We start from the raw sequence: 15,010 nt of genomic DNA on the forward strand, positions 1-15,010 counted from the left end.
GTTGCCGCGGCCGCCTCAGCGCGCGCTGCGGCCGTGCACCGCCTCCACCAGCACCGCCACGTGGTCGGGATCCATGTCCGGGGCCATGCCGTGGCCGAGGTTGAACACGTGCCCCTCGCGCGAGCCGTCGTTGCCGGCGGCGTAGGCGTCGAGCACGGTCGCCACCTCGCGCCGGATCGCCTCGGGCGATCCATAGATGACCGCTGGATCGAGATTGCCCTGCAGGGCGACCCGCCCGCCGACGCGGCGCGCGGCGTCGTCCATGCCCACCAGCCAGTCGACGCCGATGCCCTCGGCACCGCTGTCGGCGAGCGCTTCGAGGTGGATGGCGCTGCCCTTGCCGAACAGGATCAGCGGAGTGCGCTGGCCGCCCTCGCCACGCTCGAGCTCTCGGGCGATGCGGGCCAGGTAGGGCAGCGAGAACTCGCGGTACATCGCCGGCGACAGCACCCCGCCCCAGGTGTCGAACACCTGCAGCACCTGGGCGCCGGCGGCGCGCTGCGCGGCGAGGTAGGCGATCACCGCGTCGGTGTTGACCGTCAGCAGCGCATGCAGCGCCTGCGGATCGTTCAGCGCCATCGCCTTGATGCGGCCGAAGTCGCGGCTGCCGCCGCCCTCGACCATGTAGCAGGCCAGGGTCCAGGGACTGCCGGAGAATCCGATCAGCGGCACCTCGCCGTCCAGCTCGCGGCGGATGGTGCGCACCGCGTCCATGACGTAGCGCAGCTCGGTTTCCATGTCCGGCACCGACAGCGCGGCGATCGCCGCGGCATCTCGCACCGGCTTGCGGAACTTCGGGCCCTCGCCCTCGACGAAGTACAACTCGAGTCCCATCGCGTCGGGGATGGTGAGGATGTCCGAGAACAGGATCGCCGCATCCAGCGGGAAGCGCCGCAGCGGCTGCAGGGTGACCTCGCAGGCGAGCTCGGGGTTCTTGGCCATCGCCAGGAAGCTGCCGGCCTTGCGGCGGGTCTCGCGATACTCGGGCAGGTAGCGCCCGGCCTGGCGCATCAGCCAGACCGGGGTGCGGTCGACGGGTTCGCGGCGCAGCGCGCGCAGCAGGCGATCGTTCTTGAGCGGGGGCAGTGAGGTCACTTCGGAATCACTCGATGGGGTCGAAGGGAAATGGCGTGCGCCGCTCGGGGCCGCGCCGTCGCGCGGCCCCTCCCGGCGCGGTTCATGCGCGCGGCGCCTCGCCCTGGGCGTAGACGAGCCGGAAGCCGCGCTTGAGCTGGGCGTCGCGCGCCTGCTCCAGGGCGGCCACGGCGCTGGCCTGGTCGAGGTACTGCTCGCGGCGCAGCTGGCTGCGTCCGCCGATCTGGCCGGATTCGCGGACCAGGGTCCAGCCGCCGAGCAGGTCCGGCTGCAGCATGAGCTGCACGAAGCGGGGCGCTTCGCGGCCTTCGGCGGGCTGTTGCAGGAGCAGTCGCATCCGGAGATTGTAAGGCGCCGGCCGTCCAATCATGCGGGAGGCCAACTGCAGTCCCGCAGGCGCGCGCCGTGCGCGTGAAGGCCGGTACAGCCACCCGCGCCGGCAATCGCTGCCCCGGCTGGCTGGAGCCACCCGCGGCTTTCGCGGCCATGGGCCGCTCCTACGGGGCCCCGGGTTGCAGGACCGCAAGCACGGCGCTTTCTGGCACGTCGGACAGGACCCGCGCACGGCCGGCGCCGTCCCAGACGATGAACCGCAGACCACCGGCCGTGGCCTTCTTGTCCAGGCGCATGTGCGCGAGCAGGGTTTCCGGGTCCAGGCCAGCGGGCGGATCGACGGGCAGGCCGAAGCGCGCCAGCAGAGCGCGCAGCCGCAGGGTGTCCGCGGCCGGTGCCAGGCCCAGCTCTTCGGACAGGCGCGCCGCCAGCACCATGCCCACCGCCACCGCCTCGCCGTGGTTGAGGCCGCCATAGCCCTGCGCGGTCTCGATCGCGTGGGCGAAGGTGTGCCCGAAGTTGAGCAGCGCGCGCTCGCCGTGCTCGAACGGGTCGCGCCCGACGATCGCCGCCTTGTGCGCGCAGCTGCGCGCGACGGCCTCGGCCAGCGCGTCGTGGTCCATCGCCAGCAGCGCGTCGGCGCGCGTCTCCAGCCAGTCGAGGAACGCGGCATCGCCGATCGCGCCGTACTTCACCACCTCGGCCAGGCCCGCGCGCAGCTCGCGCGGCGGCAACGTGCGCAGGGCTGCGGTATCGGCCAGCACCGCACGCGGCGGATGGAAGGCGCCGACCAGGTTCTTGCCCTGCGGCAGGTCCACGGCGGTCTTGCCGCCGACCGAGGAGTCGACCATCGCCAGCAGCGTGGTCGGCAGCTGCACGCAGTCGATGCCGCGCATCCAGCAGGCCGCGGCGAAGCCGGCGAGGTCGCCGACGACCCCGCCGCCCAGGGCGTACACGCAGGCGTCGCGGCGCGCCCCCAGCGCCGCCAGCGCGTCGATCGCACGGCCAAACCATGCCAGGGTCTTGGAAGACTCCCCAGCGGGCAGCACGAAGCCCGCGACCGCGAGGCCGGGCGCGGCGGCGCGCAGGGCGGCTTCGACCCGCGCGGCGTACAGCGGCGCCACCGTATCGTCGCTGATCACCAGCGCCTGGCGCCCACACAGCGTCGCGGCGAGCGCGGCGCCGTCGTCGAGCAGTCCAGGCGCGATGCCGATCCGGTAGGGCTGCGCCCCGGACACCTCCACCCAGCGTGGTCCGCTCATGCCGGTTCCCTTGGCGAAGCCGGCGCTGGCGCCGGCTGCTGCCGCCACGCCTGCTGCAACGCTCTTCCCAGCCGCGCCACTGCCGATGCCGGCGCCAGCGCCCCGGTATCGAAGTGGAGATCGGCCACCTCGCGGTACAGCGGCTCGCGGACCGCGGCCAGCCGGTGCAGCACCGCCTCGCGGTCGGTACCGGCCAGCAGCGGGCGGGTGCGGTCCCTGGCCAGGCGTGCCAACTGCCGCTCCACGCTGGCGTGCAGGTGCACCACGAAGCCGCGGCTGCGCATCAGCGCGCGGCCGTCCGGATCGAGTATCGCGCCGCCGCCGGTCGCCAGCACCAGGCCGTCGCGCGCCAGTACCGCCTCCAGCGCCGCGCGCTCGCGGGCGCGAAAGCCGGCCTCGCCCTCGCAATCGAAGATGGTGGCGACGGTGGCGCCGGTGCTTCGCTCGATCTCTTCGTCCAGGTCGACGAATTCCAGCCCGCAGCGCCCGGCCAGGCGCCTGCCGATGGAGGATTTTCCGGCGCCCATCGGGCCGACCAGCACCAGGTTGGAGGCGGGGTTCATGCCGCGATGCTAGCAGCGCCCGCGCCGTTGCGCCGCCATCACCCGGCATTCGCGTGCGCGTTACACGCGGCGGTCCAAGCTGGGAATTCCGGCGCGCGCGCGCCAGCAACCATCGGGAGACAGCCATGTCCGTTGCGAAAGTCATCGAGATCACCGCCTCCTCGCCCAAGAGCATGGAGGACGCGGTACAGACCGGCATCAGGAAGACCTCGGAGACGGTCAAGGGCATCAAGGGCGTATGGGTGAACGAGATCAAGGCGATCGTCGGCGACGACGGCGCGATCAGCGAATGGCGGGTGAACCTGCGCATCACCTTCGTGGTGAGTTGAGCCTTGCGTGGTCCGCCGGGACGGTGCGTCCCCGTTGCCGTGGATCATGATGGAGCCGATTTCTACGGGACCGACGGGCCGGCTGCGACCAGGCTCGCCGACCCGGAACGTCGCGGGCGGACGCCTCATCCCGACTGCGGACGGCGGTCGGCGTCCAGTGCGATCGCGACGTCGGCGATGTCGGGCAGGGTACGCAGCGCCTGGCGGCCGACCCGTTCGTAGTGCTGCACGAAACGCATCACTGCGGCCCGATCCATGCCGGTCCTGGCGGGTTCGGCGCGCTGCAGCGCCCGTTCCTGTTCCCAGCGCCAGCCCGGCACGACCTCGAAACCCGGCGGCTGCAGGAACAGCAGCCGGTCGATCCGCGCCCACAATGCAGGATAGTCGCGAGCCAGGGCGGCGTTGCACCAGCGCCGCCACCGTCCGTCGCCGTCCTCGTCGCGCTCGAGCGCATTGAGCGGCGTGTCCAGGGCGGACGCGTCCTCGGCCGGCGTGCCGAGGAACCAGCCCTCGAACACCGCCAGTTCGATGCCCTCGATCCGTGGCCACTGCGCTAGCGCAAGGCGCCGGTCGCCGAGCTTGTCGAAGCCGGGCAGGCGCGTCGGCACGCCCGCGCGCAGCGCGTCGAGCGTGCGCAGGGCTAGCGGCAGATCGTGGGTGCCGGGCGGACCGCGGGTGGCCAGCAGCGGATGCACCCGGCGGCCCAGCGCCTGGCGCGCCGGCCGATCGAGATAGAAGTCGTCGAGGGACACCGTCGCCGCGCGAAGCCCGCGCGCCGCGGCGGCGCGGACCAGCTGCGCCGCCAGCGTCGACTTCCCGGTCCCCTGCAGGCCGCTGATGCCGTAGATCCGCGCGCCGGAGCGCAGCGCGTCGGCGAGCACGCGTTCGACGAATGCGGGCGCGAACCCGCCCGACGGGGATGGGTGCGCCGGGTGCGCCATCGCGCCACAATAGCGCAATGGACACCACCGACGACCTGCACGCGGAAGCCCTGGCCACCTTCGATGCGCTGTTCGAACAGGCGCAGTCCGCGGGCGAGCCCGACCGCACCGCCATGACCGTCGCCACCGCGGCGCTCGACGCCCGGCCCTCGGCGCGCATCGTCCTGCTCAAGGCGCACGACGCACGCGGCTTCGTCTTCTACACCCACTTGGACGGACGAAAGGGACGCGAGCTGCAGGCCAACCCGCATGCCGCGCTGCTGTTCCACTGGCCGCGGGTGCGCGGCGGGGTGCAGGTGCGGATCGAGGGTCCGGTGGCGATCGTCGACGACGCCGAGGCCGATGCCTACTTCGCCACCCGGCCGCGCGGCAGCCAGCTCGGCGCCTGGGCCTCGCGGCAGTCCGAGCCGCTGGAGTCGCGCGAGGCGTTCGAGCGCGGCCTGGCCGACCGCGAGCGGGAGTTCGAGGGGCGCGAAGTGCCGCGTCCGCCGCGCTGGACCGGGCTGCGCGTGCGCCCGGAGCGGATCGAGTTCTGGTACGCCGGCGGCCACCGCCTGCACGAGCGCCACGCCTACGCATGCGACCGCGCCGGCGAATGGTCGAAGCGGATGCTGTATCCGTGAAAAGCCGTGATGACCGGCCCTCGGCTGTTGAAGAGCCGTCATTGGCGATGGGTGATCCGAAAGTACGGGAAGCTGCCCCTGCCGACGCATCACCGATCGCCAATCGCCAATCACGGCGGCCCATCGGGCCGCAGCGCATCGTCTGCCTGACCGAGGAGCCGACCGAGACGCTGTACGCGCTCGGCGAGCAGGATCGCATCGTCGGCATCAGCGGGTTCACCGTACGCCCGCCGCGGGCGCGGCGCGAGAAGCCCAAGGTGAGCGCCTTCACCAGCGCCAAGATCGGCGAAATCCTGAAGCTGAAGCCCGACCTGGCGATCGGTTTCTCGGACATCCAGGCCGACATCGCCGCCGAGCTGGTCCGCCACGGCGTGGAGGTGTGGATCAGCAACCACCGCAGCGTCGAGGGCATTCTCGACTACGTGCGCCGGCTCGGCGCACTGGTCGGCGCCGCGTCGCGCGCCGAAGCGTACGCGGACGAGCTGCGGCGCGGGCTCGAGGCGGTCGAAGCGCAGTCGGCCGGGCTGCCGAGGCGACCGCGGGTGTATTTCGAGGAATGGGACGACCCGCCGATCACCGGCATCCGCTGGGTCGCGGAGCTGGTCCGCATCGCCGGTGGCGACGACGTCTTCCCGGAACTGTCGGTCGAATCGCTGGCGAAGCAGCGCATCCTCGCCGACGCCACCGAGGTGGTGCGCCGCGCGCCGGACATCGTGCTCGGGTCGTGGTGCGGCAAGCGTTTCCGGCCGGAGAAGGTGGCGGCGCGCCCGGGCTGGGAAGCGATACCGGCGGTGCGCGACGGCGAACTGCACGAGATCAAGTCGCCGCTGATCCTGCAGCCCGGCCCGGCGGCGCTGACCGACGGCGTGCGCGCCATCGCCGCCATCGTCCAGGCCTGGTCGCAACGCAACCCCCTGTAGGAGCGGCCCATGGCCGCGAAAGCCGCGGGAGGCTCCGCCGGGGCCGATGGCGATTCCCGGCATGCCCCCGTGCACGGCACCGCCGAGGCGTCCGGCGATTCCCGGCTGGCCGCCCCATGTTCGGAGCACTGTCGGCGAGCCCCGAGATCGGCGGCGCTGTGCGCGACGCCGCCGCGGCTTCCCGTTCCGTCCGCGGCCTGCGATCATCCCGGTCCCCACACCGGAGCCCGCCGATGAACCAGGCCGCCATGCAGGATTTCGCCAGGCTGCTGCTGCGCGTCACGCTGGGCGTGCTGGTGCTGCTGCACGGCATCGCCAAGCTGCGCCACGGCCTGGACGGCGTGGAGGCGCTGCTGCAGATGCGCGGTTGGCCGACCTTCCTGGCGTACGGGGCGCTGATCGGCGAGGTGCTGGCGCCGCTGATGCTGATCGCCGGTTTCCATGCGCGCATCGGCGGGGTGCTGGTAGCGGTGAACATGCTGGCGGCCGTGCTGCTCGCGCACCTGGGCGAACTCGGCCGGCTGAACGGCCAGGGCGGCTGGGCGCTCGAGCTGCAGGCGATGTTCCTGGTCGCGGCGGTCGCCGTGGCGCTGCTGGGGCCGGGACGGTTCTCGATCAACCACCGCTAGGGTCCCGTCCCGCGGTGCCTACCGCGGATGGATGTCGCGGCTGAAGCGCAGGTCCGAGCGCGCGCCGTCCTCCTGCACGATCTCCAGGTCGAAGCGCAGCGTGTCCGGCGGCACGACGCGCACGATGCCTACGTAGTCGATCAGCGCGCCGTCGGGACCGTCGCCGCTGCGCAGCTCGCGCAGCTCGATCGGCTGCCGCACGCCGCGCAGGTCGATGGCATTGCCGCTCACCACCGCGGGAACCGAGGTCTCCTGCATCTCCGGCCCCCGGCGCAGGCCGACCATCAGCAGCACGCTGTGTGCGCTGCGCTCGATGCCGTACTCGCTGGCCATCGCCTCGCCGAGGTCGAGCGTGGGAATCACGTGGGCGCGGATGGTGACCTCGCCCGTGCGCAACACGGCTTCCTGGTGGGTCTGGCCGCCGCGCTCCGGCGGCGGGGCGGGGGCGCCGCAGGCGGACAGGCCGAGTGCGGCGGCCAGCAGGACGGCGCCCGAAGCCCCCACGCGGCGGGATGCGGATGGGTCGGACCGTGCCGGAGCGGCGATGCCGCGGATGCGCCGGGACGACTCCAGCGCCGCAACCGAAAGACCGGCGGGACTTGCGATTCCCGGCCGACGCCGGACCTCATCCCGCGGGAAGGGCCGGTCCGGGGCCGCGATCGCGGCCTGGCCCCGGCCCGGTCCGCTAGTCATTGGCCGCCGCCAGCTCGCGGCCGCGCGTCGCGGCGTTGCGGATCGCGCGCGCCGCCAGGGCGCGCAGACCGCCGGATTCGAAGGTCTCCACCGCGGCCTGGGTGGTGCCGCCCGGCGAAGTGACGCGCCGGCGCAGTTCGGCGGGTGCCTCGCCGGACTCGGTGAGCATGCGCGCGGCACCCAGGATGGTCTGCAGCACCAGGGTGCGCGCCGCCTCCGGTTCCAGGCCCTCGGCGATGCCGGCTTCCTCCATCGCCTCGGCAAGCAGGAACACGTAGGCAGGCCCGCTGCCGGACACCGCGGTCACCGCGTCCATCGTCGCCTCGTCGTCGATCCACACCGTTTCCCCGGCCGAGGACAGCAGCGCCTGCGCGCGTTCGCGGCCGGCGCCATCGACCCGCGGGTTGGCGTACAGGCCGGTGACCCCCGCGCCGAGCAGTGCGGGCGTGTTGGGCATGGCGCGCACCACCGCCGTGTCGCCCCCGAGCCAGCGGTCGAGCTGGATCGAGGTGATGCCGGCGGCCACCGAAACCACGGTGGGCCTCTCCGCCTGGGCGCGCGGCGCCAGCGTGGTGCAGACCTCGCGCATCACCTGCGGCTTGACCGCGAGCATCCACAGCGAGGCGCCGGCGGCGGCCTCGGCCGCGTCGGCGAACACCGTCACCCCGAAATCCGCCGCCAGCGCCCGGCGCGCGGCCTCGTTGGGGTCGGCGACGCGGACGTCGCCGGCCGCGGCGCCGCGAGCGATCATGCCGCCGATCAGGCTGCGGGCCATGTTGCCGCCGCCGATGAACGCGACGGTGCCGGAAGAAGGGCTGGGTACGGATGTCGTCATGGCGGCTCCTGCGCAGTGGGGCCCGCCAGCCTAGCGGAACGGGCATCGGATCGCAGGCAGGACGCCGTTTTCCCGGGCGCGGTTGCGATCCGGTCGCCCCTGCCGCACAGGCGGCGTTCTGGTCCCTGTTTCCTCGCATGCGGCGGAGAGGGCCGGTTGGTGGGCAGGTGTTCTCAAGACACCGCTGTCGCGAATCGATCGCGCACCAAGGGCGACGACGGCGGGTGACCGATGGCCTGGCAGGTCCTATTCGGCGCGCGCCCGCGTCGCATTGTCGGGCGGCCGCGGCCCGAACAGCGCCGTTCCCACCCGCACCAGGGTCGCCCCTTCCGCGATGGCTTCCTCGAGGTCGTCGCTCATCCCCATCGACAGCGTGTCGGCCTGCGGATACTCGGCGGCCAGGGCTTCGAACGCCGCGCGCATCCGCGCGAACGCGGCGCGGCGGCGCTCCGGCTGCGGGTGCGGCGCGGGAATGGCCATCAGCCCGCGCAGCGCCAGCCGCGGCTGCGCCGCGATGGCGTCGGCCAGCCCCGGCACGTCCTCTGGACGGCAGCCGTGCTTGCTCTCCTCGTCGTCGATGTTGACCTGCACCAGCACGTTCAGCGGCGCCCGTTCAGCCGGGCGATGGCGCGCCAGCGCCGCCACCAGCCTGGGCCGGTCCACGGTCTGCACCCAGTCGAACAGTTCCGCGGCCTGGCGCGCCTTGTTCGACTGCAGGTGGCCGATCAGATGCCATTCGATGGGCCCGTCCGCCAGCGCTGCGGCCTTGGCGGCCGCCTCCTGCACGTAGTTCTCGCCGAACGCCGGGCGCGGCTCGCCGGCCGCCAGGCGCAGGGCGCACAGCGCGGCGAGCTCGCTGGCGTCGCGGGTCTTGCCCACCGCCAGCAGCTGCGGCACTGGCCGGTCGGCCCGGCGGGCGGCGTTAACGATCCTGAGCGTCACGGCCTGCAGCCGCTGGGCGGTGTCCTGGGGCATGCGGCGGTTTCCGGTGCGCGGCGTTCATGGTACTGCGGGGCTGGATTTGTGACGCGAGTAGGGGGCTATACTGCGCTCCGGGGGTAGTCTGGGCCGGTCTCGAGGCCGCGCCAGGCGCTATCGACACGTACATTGCTGTGCAGGGGACACGCATGGATATCGCCGAACTGTTGGCGTTCTCGGTCAAGAACAAGGCATCGGACCTGCATCTGTCGGCGGGCCTGCCGCCGATGATCCGCGTCGATGGCGACGTGCGCCGGATCAACATCCCGGCGCTGGACCACAAGCAGGTGCACGCGCTGGTCTACGACATCATGTCGGACAAGCAGCGCCGCGACTACGAGGAATTCCTCGAGGTCGACTTCTCGTTCGAGATCCCGGGCCTGGCGCGCTTCCGCGTCAACGCCTTCAACCAGAACCGCGGTGCCGGCGCGGTGTTCCGTACCGTGCCCTCCGAGGTGCTGACCCTCGAGGATCTCGGCTGCCCGGCGATCTTCCGGCAGCTGATCGACCAGCCGCAGGGACTGATCCTGGTGACCGGCCCGACCGGCTCGGGCAAGTCCACCACCCTGGCGGCGATGCTCGACCACATCAACAAGAACGAGTACGGGCACATCCTCTCGGTGGAGGACCCGATCGAGTTCGTGCACACCTCGCAGAAGTGCCTGATCAACCAGCGCGAGGTGCACCGCGACACCCACGGCTTCAACGAGGCGCTGCGCTCGGCGCTGCGCGAGGACCCGGACTACATCCTGGTCGGCGAAATGCGCGACATCGAGACCATCCGCCTGGCGCTGACCGCCGCCGAGACCGGCCACCTGGTGTTCGCCACCCTGCACACCTCCAGCGCGGCCAAGACCATCGACCGCATCATCGACGTGTTCCCCGCCGGCGAGAAGCCCATGGTGCGCTCGATGCTGTCCGAGTCGCTGCGCGCGGTGATCAGCCAGGCGCTGCTGAAGAAGGTGGGCGGCGGCCGTACCGCCGCCTGGGAAATCATGGTCGGCACCCCCGCCATCCGCAACCTGATCCGCGAGGACAAGGTGGCGCAGATGTACTCGGCCATCCAGACCGGCCAGTCGGTGGGCATGATGACCCTCGACCAGCACCTGCAGGACCTGGTCAAGCGCGGCCTGGTCACGCGCGCGCAGGCCAAGGACTATGCGAAAGACAAGCGCCTTTTCGAATGATCGAAAAGGCGCTTGAATCGGGAATAGAGAATCGCAACAGCCGAGAAGCGGGCGCCGGGCGCGCGGAAACGTCGAGAACCAAGCTCCCGACGATTCCCGATTCCCCATTCCCGATTCCCGGCTCCGCAGGAGCCAGATATGAGCAGCATCGATTTCACCTCGTTCCTCAAGCTGATGGCGCACCAGAAGGCGTCGGACCTGTTCGTCACCGCCGGCATGCCGCCGTCGATCAAGGTCCACGGCAAGATCTCGCCGATCACCCAGAACCCGCTCACGCCGCAGCAGTCGCGCGACCTGGTGCTCAACGTGATGTCGCCGCCGCAGCGCGAGGAGTTCGAGAAGACCCACGAGTGCAACTTCGCCATCGGCGTCTCCGGCGTGGGCCGGTTCCGCGTGAGCTGCTTCTACCAGCGCAACCAGGTCGGCATGGTGCTGCGCCGGATCGAGACCAAGATCCCGACCATCGAGGAGCTCAACCTGCCGCCGGTCATCAAGACCCTGGCGATGACCAAGCGCGGCATCATCATCTTCGTCGGCGCCACCGGCACCGGCAAGTCCACTTCGCTGGCCGCGATGATCGGCTACCGCAACCACAACTCCACCGGGCACATCATCACCATCGAGGACCCGATCGAGTTCGTGCACAAGCACGAGGGCTGCATCATCACCCAGCGCGAGGTCGGCATCGACACCGACAGCTGGGAAAACGCGCTCAAGAACACCCTGCGCCAGGCGCCCGACGTGATCATGATCGGCGAGGTGCGCACCCGCGAGGGCATGGACCACGCCATCGCCTTCGCCGAAACCGGCCACCTGGTGCTGTGCACCCTGCACGCCAACAACGCCAACCAGGCGATGGACCGCATCATCAACTTCTTCCCCGAAGACCGCCGCGGCCAGCTGCTGATGGATCTCTCGCTCAACCTCAAGGGCGTGGTCGCCCAGCAGCTGATCCCGACCCCGGACGGCAAGGGCCGCCGGGTGGCGATGGAGATCATGCTCGGCACCCCGCTGGTGCAGGACTACATCCGCGACGGCGAGATCCACAAGCTCAAGGACGTGATGAAGGAGTCCACCAACCTGGGCATGAAGACCTTCGACCAGGCCCTGTTCGAGCTCTACCAGGCCGGCGAGATCTCCTACGAGGACGCCCTGCGCTACGCCGACTCCGCCAACGAGGTGCGCCTGCGCATCAAGCTGGCCCAGGGCGGCGACGCCCGCACCCTCAGCCAGGGGCTGGACGGGGTGGAGGTCGCGGAGGCTAGCTGATTCTGCTACCTATTCGGGAAAGGATTTCGGCATTGAAATCTGATTAGGCAGGGGTCGAACCCCCTGGACGCCTGGAGCACCCGCTCGTTTGCTCACAAGGAAGCATGCAAATGCACGCTCGTTCGCTCGCTCTGATAGCGGTCGTATTCCTCTGGATGGCATCCTCTCTCCTGCCAGCAGTGGCCCAGGAAGCACCGCTCGACTACTGCGTGCAACGAACGAACCTCCAGCCCTATCAGAAGTGCTTCTCGAGCTTGCCGGAAGCAGAGGGCTTCATCAGGGAGCCAGGGCCGGGGCCTGCGTCGGTGAACCGGTACCTGGAGCGGGGGGAAGCCATACCTCTACAACTCGGAAGGCTCCACTATACCTACAGAATAAAGCCGCGCAGATACGAAAGATCTCTGGGGGACTTCTACAGCTTGCACTTGAACTATGTAGGGGGCTCGCCCGCCAGGAACTGCAACCAGAATCCGGTCCCAGTTCCCGGCATTAATCACTTCGGGTGCGATACGGAAGATGAGCTCAGGGCGAATGTCCTGGAAGGTTGGCCTTACTACAATGGTCCAGACATCGGGGCGCATTACGAGGGAGGTTGGACGGAAACGAATCCTGGCTCGTGGGGGGTCTTCACTTTCAATCCCGAGACACAACGCGGGTATGTAGTTCAAACGGCCGTTCGCGACCTGGTGATGACATCGGGAAAGGTCCATCAAGCATTTCGCCGCGAGTACTACGAGTGCCCCGAACATTTCATGGGCATCTCCCCTTCGGGCAGTGAACAGACGGCATGGCCCCGCACCTGTCGCAACTCTACGACAGCATTTCTGTCGATCACGTCGAAGCAGTATGAAGCCTGTGAGAAAGACGGAAATCCTTGCGTCGCTGCTACCGGGAACAAGGAATACAGGGCGTCAGACTTCGAGTGGGACGGTCTGACATTCAAGCGCGCCTATAACTCAATATCCGACCTGAGCCTTCAGTCCGGCCTGTCCGACAATTGGGCTCACTCCTACTCCGATCGTTTGCTAACCACATCAAACGTCACCACCGACATAACCTGGATCAGAGCGGACGGCTATTACGAGGTGTTCTCGAAAGTGGCAGCCAACTCGTATCGGTCTCGAAACATGCCAGGCCACCTGCTGCATCGCGATGTAGATGCAACCGGAAAGACAGTTTCCTGGAGAGTTCTGAGTAGCGATGGCGACTTGCTTCTGTTTAATTCGGCGGGTCGCCTGGTTGCTCGCGAATCCAAAGGCGTGAGGTATACGCTGCACTACTGTGGGCGCTTAGATCATGCGATCGGAAAGTGCACGAGCTTCAATGCGCTGTCCGAGGTGCGGAGCGACAACGGTCGGGTACTCTTCTTCATCTATTCAGCAATGGATGTCGAGAGAGATGGCGTCGTGCTCAATGAGGATCGTTTGAGTTTCCTTGTTGGCGACGACGGAACGACTTACATGCAGTACTCGTACGACGCCCTCGGTCGGCTTCAGGAAGCGCGCTATGCGGACGGATCTAGCATCTTCTATTTGTATGGCGAGCCGAACAATGTCTGCCGCGATTCGAGCGCAGGGTGCATTCCAGAGCGTTTCAACACGTACCTGACTGGCATTGTCGATCAGGATGGCGTGCGGATTTCAAACTATGCCTACGACGCGCAAGGAAGAGTCGTCCTGAGTGAGGGGGCTGACGGTGCTGGCGAGGTGACGCTGTCCTATCTCGCAGGCGCGGAGGTCGAAGTAAATTTGCCGCTTGGGGCGGTGAAGCGCTACTCTTTCGGGGGTGGCGCTTTTGCCAAGCCTGTGGGAGTACTCCTTTCTTCTGAAGCAATTCCAGATAGCCTCGAGGAAAACACGTTCTCTGACTATCGATTGATCTCGCACACCACGGCGAGCGGCGCCCGGGCGGTGTTCTCGTACGACGGGTTCAGAACCACCGGACACAGCGACTATGGTCGACAGGCTCAGCTATTGAGGTCGAGAAGTTCGCTATGGAACGATCTTGTAAACCGGCCGGTTGAACAAGTCACCTATGACGCGGCTGGAAGTCCCACGCATAGAGTTGAACTACAGTACAACGCCCGCGGACAGACCGTCGGCTACTCGAGCGTTGATCCGGTTTCGGGTGCACGGCGAACTTCCCAAAGCTCGTACTGCGAAGGAGAGGACGTGGGCGCAGGCACGTGCCCGGTTGCCGGCTCGCTTCTCTCGCATGATGGCCCTCGCACGGATGTGACGGACCTAACGTTGTGGTCCTACTACGAAACCGACCATCCTGACTGTGCGGAAGGTGTGGGAGCGTGTCACTATCGCAAGGGCGACCTGTGGAAGGTCACCAACGCCCTCGGCCAAGTCACGGAAACCCTGCGCTACGATGGCGCCGGCCGCCCCCTCTCGATCAAGGACGCCAACGGCGTCATCACCGACATGGAGTACCACCCGCGCGGCTGGCTGATCGCGCGCAAGGTGCGTGGGCCCGACGACACCACCGAAGCCGACGACCGGGTCACCCGTATCGACTACTGGCCCACCGGCCTGGTCAAGCGGGTCACCCAGCCGGATGGCGCGTACACCGAGTACGGCTACGACGCCGCGCACCGCCTGACCTCGATCGGCGACAACGCCGGCAACACCATCACCTACACCCTCGACAACGCCGGCAACCGCATCGCCGAGGAGACCCGCGATACCGGGGGCACCCTGCGGCAGACGCTGTCGCGGGTGTTCAATCAGCTCGGCCAGCTCGCCACCCAGGCCGACGCCGGCGACAACCCGACCGACTACACCTACGATGCGAATGGCAACCTCGAGACCGTCACCGACGCCCTGGACCGGCAAACGCTGAACGAGTACGACCCGCTCGACCGCCTGGTCCGCACCCTCCAGGACGTCGACGGCATCGAGGCCGAGACCCGCTTCGAGTACGACGCCCTCGACCACCTGACCAAGGTCGTCGACCCCAAGGGCTTGGAGACCGAGTACTCCTACAACGCCTTCGGCGACCTGCTGCAGCTCGACAGTCCGGACACCGGCACCACCACGTACAGCTACGACGAAGCCGGCAACAGGACCGGCCAGGTCGACGCCCGCGGCCAGGCCAGCACCTACGCCTACGACGCGCTCAACCGGTTGACCGGCGTCGCCTACGCGGGGGCAACAGACCAGGACGTCAGCTACGTCTACGATGTCACCCAGCCCGGGTGCGGGCCCGACGAGACCTACTCGATCGGCCGCCTGACCGCGATGGAAGACGCCAGCGGCAGCACCCGCTACTGCTACGACCGCTTCGGCCAGATGACGCGCAAGCTCCAGGTCACCAACGGGCAGACGTTCGCGCTGCGCTACAGCTAC

The 15,010-nt window shown here is 69.0% G+C and carries 14 protein-coding genes and 2 pseudogenes; 8 read left to right on the forward strand and 8 right to left on the reverse strand.

Going from position 1 to position 15,010, the window contains the following annotated elements; translation table 11 throughout:
• Positions 1-15: 15 nt before the first annotated feature.
• From hemE to H0E84_RS18250, 4 genes are all read right to left on the reverse strand, one after another.
• Positions 16-1,086 (reverse strand): uroporphyrinogen decarboxylase, encoded by a 1,071-nt coding sequence (gene hemE / locus H0E84_RS18235; RefSeq protein ID WP_219339829.1) that lies wholly within the window; start codon positions 1,084-1,086, stop codon positions 16-18.
• Positions 1,087-1,177: 91 nt separating this feature from the next.
• Entirely contained in the window at positions 1,178-1,432 is a 255-nt protein-coding gene (locus H0E84_RS18240; RefSeq protein WP_180680073.1) for a WGR domain-containing protein, read from the reverse strand.
• Between the two features lie 160 nt (positions 1,433-1,592).
• A complete protein-coding gene (aroB, locus tag H0E84_RS18245; RefSeq protein WP_180680074.1) occupies positions 1,593-2,690 on the reverse strand; it encodes a 3-dehydroquinate synthase in 1,098 nt (365 codons plus the stop codon).
• Positions 2,687-3,253 (reverse strand): shikimate kinase, encoded by a 567-nt coding sequence (locus H0E84_RS18250; protein ID WP_180680075.1) that lies wholly within the window; start codon positions 3,251-3,253, stop codon positions 2,687-2,689. Before H0E84_RS18250 ends, aroB begins: the two co-directional genes overlap by 4 nt.
• Positions 3,254-3,378: 125 nt before the next feature.
• Here H0E84_RS18250 and H0E84_RS18255 point away from each other — a divergent pair, with 125 nt between their 5' ends.
• On the forward strand, positions 3,379-3,582 hold the full coding sequence (locus H0E84_RS18255; protein ID WP_180680076.1) for a dodecin family protein: 204 nt from the start codon (positions 3,379-3,381) through the stop codon (positions 3,580-3,582).
• A 125-nt stretch (positions 3,583-3,707) separates the two neighbouring features.
• On the opposite strand, the gene H0E84_RS18260 is transcribed toward H0E84_RS18255, so the two are convergent.
• Positions 3,708-4,523: a kinase gene (locus tag H0E84_RS18260; protein ID WP_180680077.1), complete on the reverse strand. Its 816-nt coding sequence runs from the start codon at positions 4,521-4,523 to the stop codon at positions 3,708-3,710.
• A 17-nt stretch (positions 4,524-4,540) separates the two neighbouring features.
• Between H0E84_RS18260 and pdxH the strand changes: the two genes are divergently transcribed.
• The 3 genes from pdxH to H0E84_RS18275 all read left to right on the forward strand — a co-directional run bounded on the left by pdxH (position 4,541) and on the right by H0E84_RS18275 (position 6,695).
• Positions 4,541-5,146 (forward strand): pyridoxamine 5'-phosphate oxidase, encoded by a 606-nt coding sequence (gene pdxH, locus H0E84_RS18265; RefSeq protein WP_180680078.1) that lies wholly within the window; start codon positions 4,541-4,543, stop codon positions 5,144-5,146.
• A 122-nt stretch (positions 5,147-5,268) separates the two neighbouring features.
• Positions 5,269-6,066: an ABC transporter substrate-binding protein gene (locus H0E84_RS18270; RefSeq protein ID WP_180680099.1), complete on the forward strand. Its 798-nt coding sequence runs from the start codon at positions 5,269-5,271 to the stop codon at positions 6,064-6,066.
• A gap of 233 nt (positions 6,067-6,299) precedes the next feature.
• On the forward strand, positions 6,300-6,695 hold the full coding sequence (locus H0E84_RS18275) for a DoxX family protein (RefSeq protein ID WP_180680079.1): 396 nt from the start codon (positions 6,300-6,302) through the stop codon (positions 6,693-6,695).
• Positions 6,696-6,713: 18 nt separating this feature from the next.
• Here the strand turns inward: H0E84_RS18275 and H0E84_RS18280 are convergent, their stop codons facing one another.
• The 3 genes from H0E84_RS18280 to H0E84_RS18290 all read right to left on the reverse strand — a co-directional run bounded on the left by H0E84_RS18280 (position 6,714) and on the right by H0E84_RS18290 (position 9,198).
• Entirely contained in the window at positions 6,714-7,199 is a 486-nt protein-coding gene (locus H0E84_RS18280; protein WP_180680080.1) for a DUF4426 domain-containing protein, read from the reverse strand.
• A gap of 181 nt (positions 7,200-7,380) precedes the next feature.
• A complete protein-coding gene (gene proC / locus H0E84_RS18285; RefSeq protein ID WP_180680081.1) occupies positions 7,381-8,223 on the reverse strand; it encodes a pyrroline-5-carboxylate reductase in 843 nt (280 codons plus the stop codon).
• A gap of 246 nt (positions 8,224-8,469) precedes the next feature.
• Positions 8,470-9,198, reverse strand: coding sequence for a YggS family pyridoxal phosphate-dependent enzyme (locus H0E84_RS18290; protein WP_180680082.1), 729 nt, complete (start codon positions 9,196-9,198; stop codon positions 8,470-8,472).
• A gap of 152 nt (positions 9,199-9,350) precedes the next feature.
• On the opposite strand from H0E84_RS18290, the gene H0E84_RS18295 reads away from it, so the two are divergent.
• From H0E84_RS18295 to H0E84_RS20575, 4 genes and pseudogenes are all read left to right on the forward strand, one after another.
• Positions 9,351-10,388, forward strand: coding sequence for a type IV pilus twitching motility protein PilT (locus H0E84_RS18295; RefSeq protein WP_180680083.1), 1,038 nt, complete (start codon positions 9,351-9,353; stop codon positions 10,386-10,388).
• A gap of 138 nt (positions 10,389-10,526) precedes the next feature.
• Positions 10,527-11,657 carry a PilT/PilU family type 4a pilus ATPase gene (locus tag H0E84_RS18300; RefSeq protein WP_180680084.1) on the forward strand — a complete coding sequence of 377 codons (1,131 nt, stop codon included), beginning with the start codon at positions 10,527-10,529 and terminating at the stop codon, positions 11,655-11,657.
• Positions 11,658-12,409: 752 nt separating this feature from the next.
• Positions 12,410-12,736 (forward strand): annotated as a pseudogene (locus tag H0E84_RS20900) (DUF6531 domain-containing protein); the annotation flags it as partial.
• A gap of 1,170 nt (positions 12,737-13,906) precedes the next feature.
• A pseudogene (locus H0E84_RS20575) lies at positions 13,907-15,010 on the forward strand (RHS repeat protein); the annotation flags it as partial.

Source organism: Luteimonas salinisoli (genome assembly GCF_013425525.1).
Classification (GTDB): Bacteria; Pseudomonadota; Gammaproteobacteria; order Xanthomonadales; family Xanthomonadaceae; genus Luteimonas; species Luteimonas salinisoli.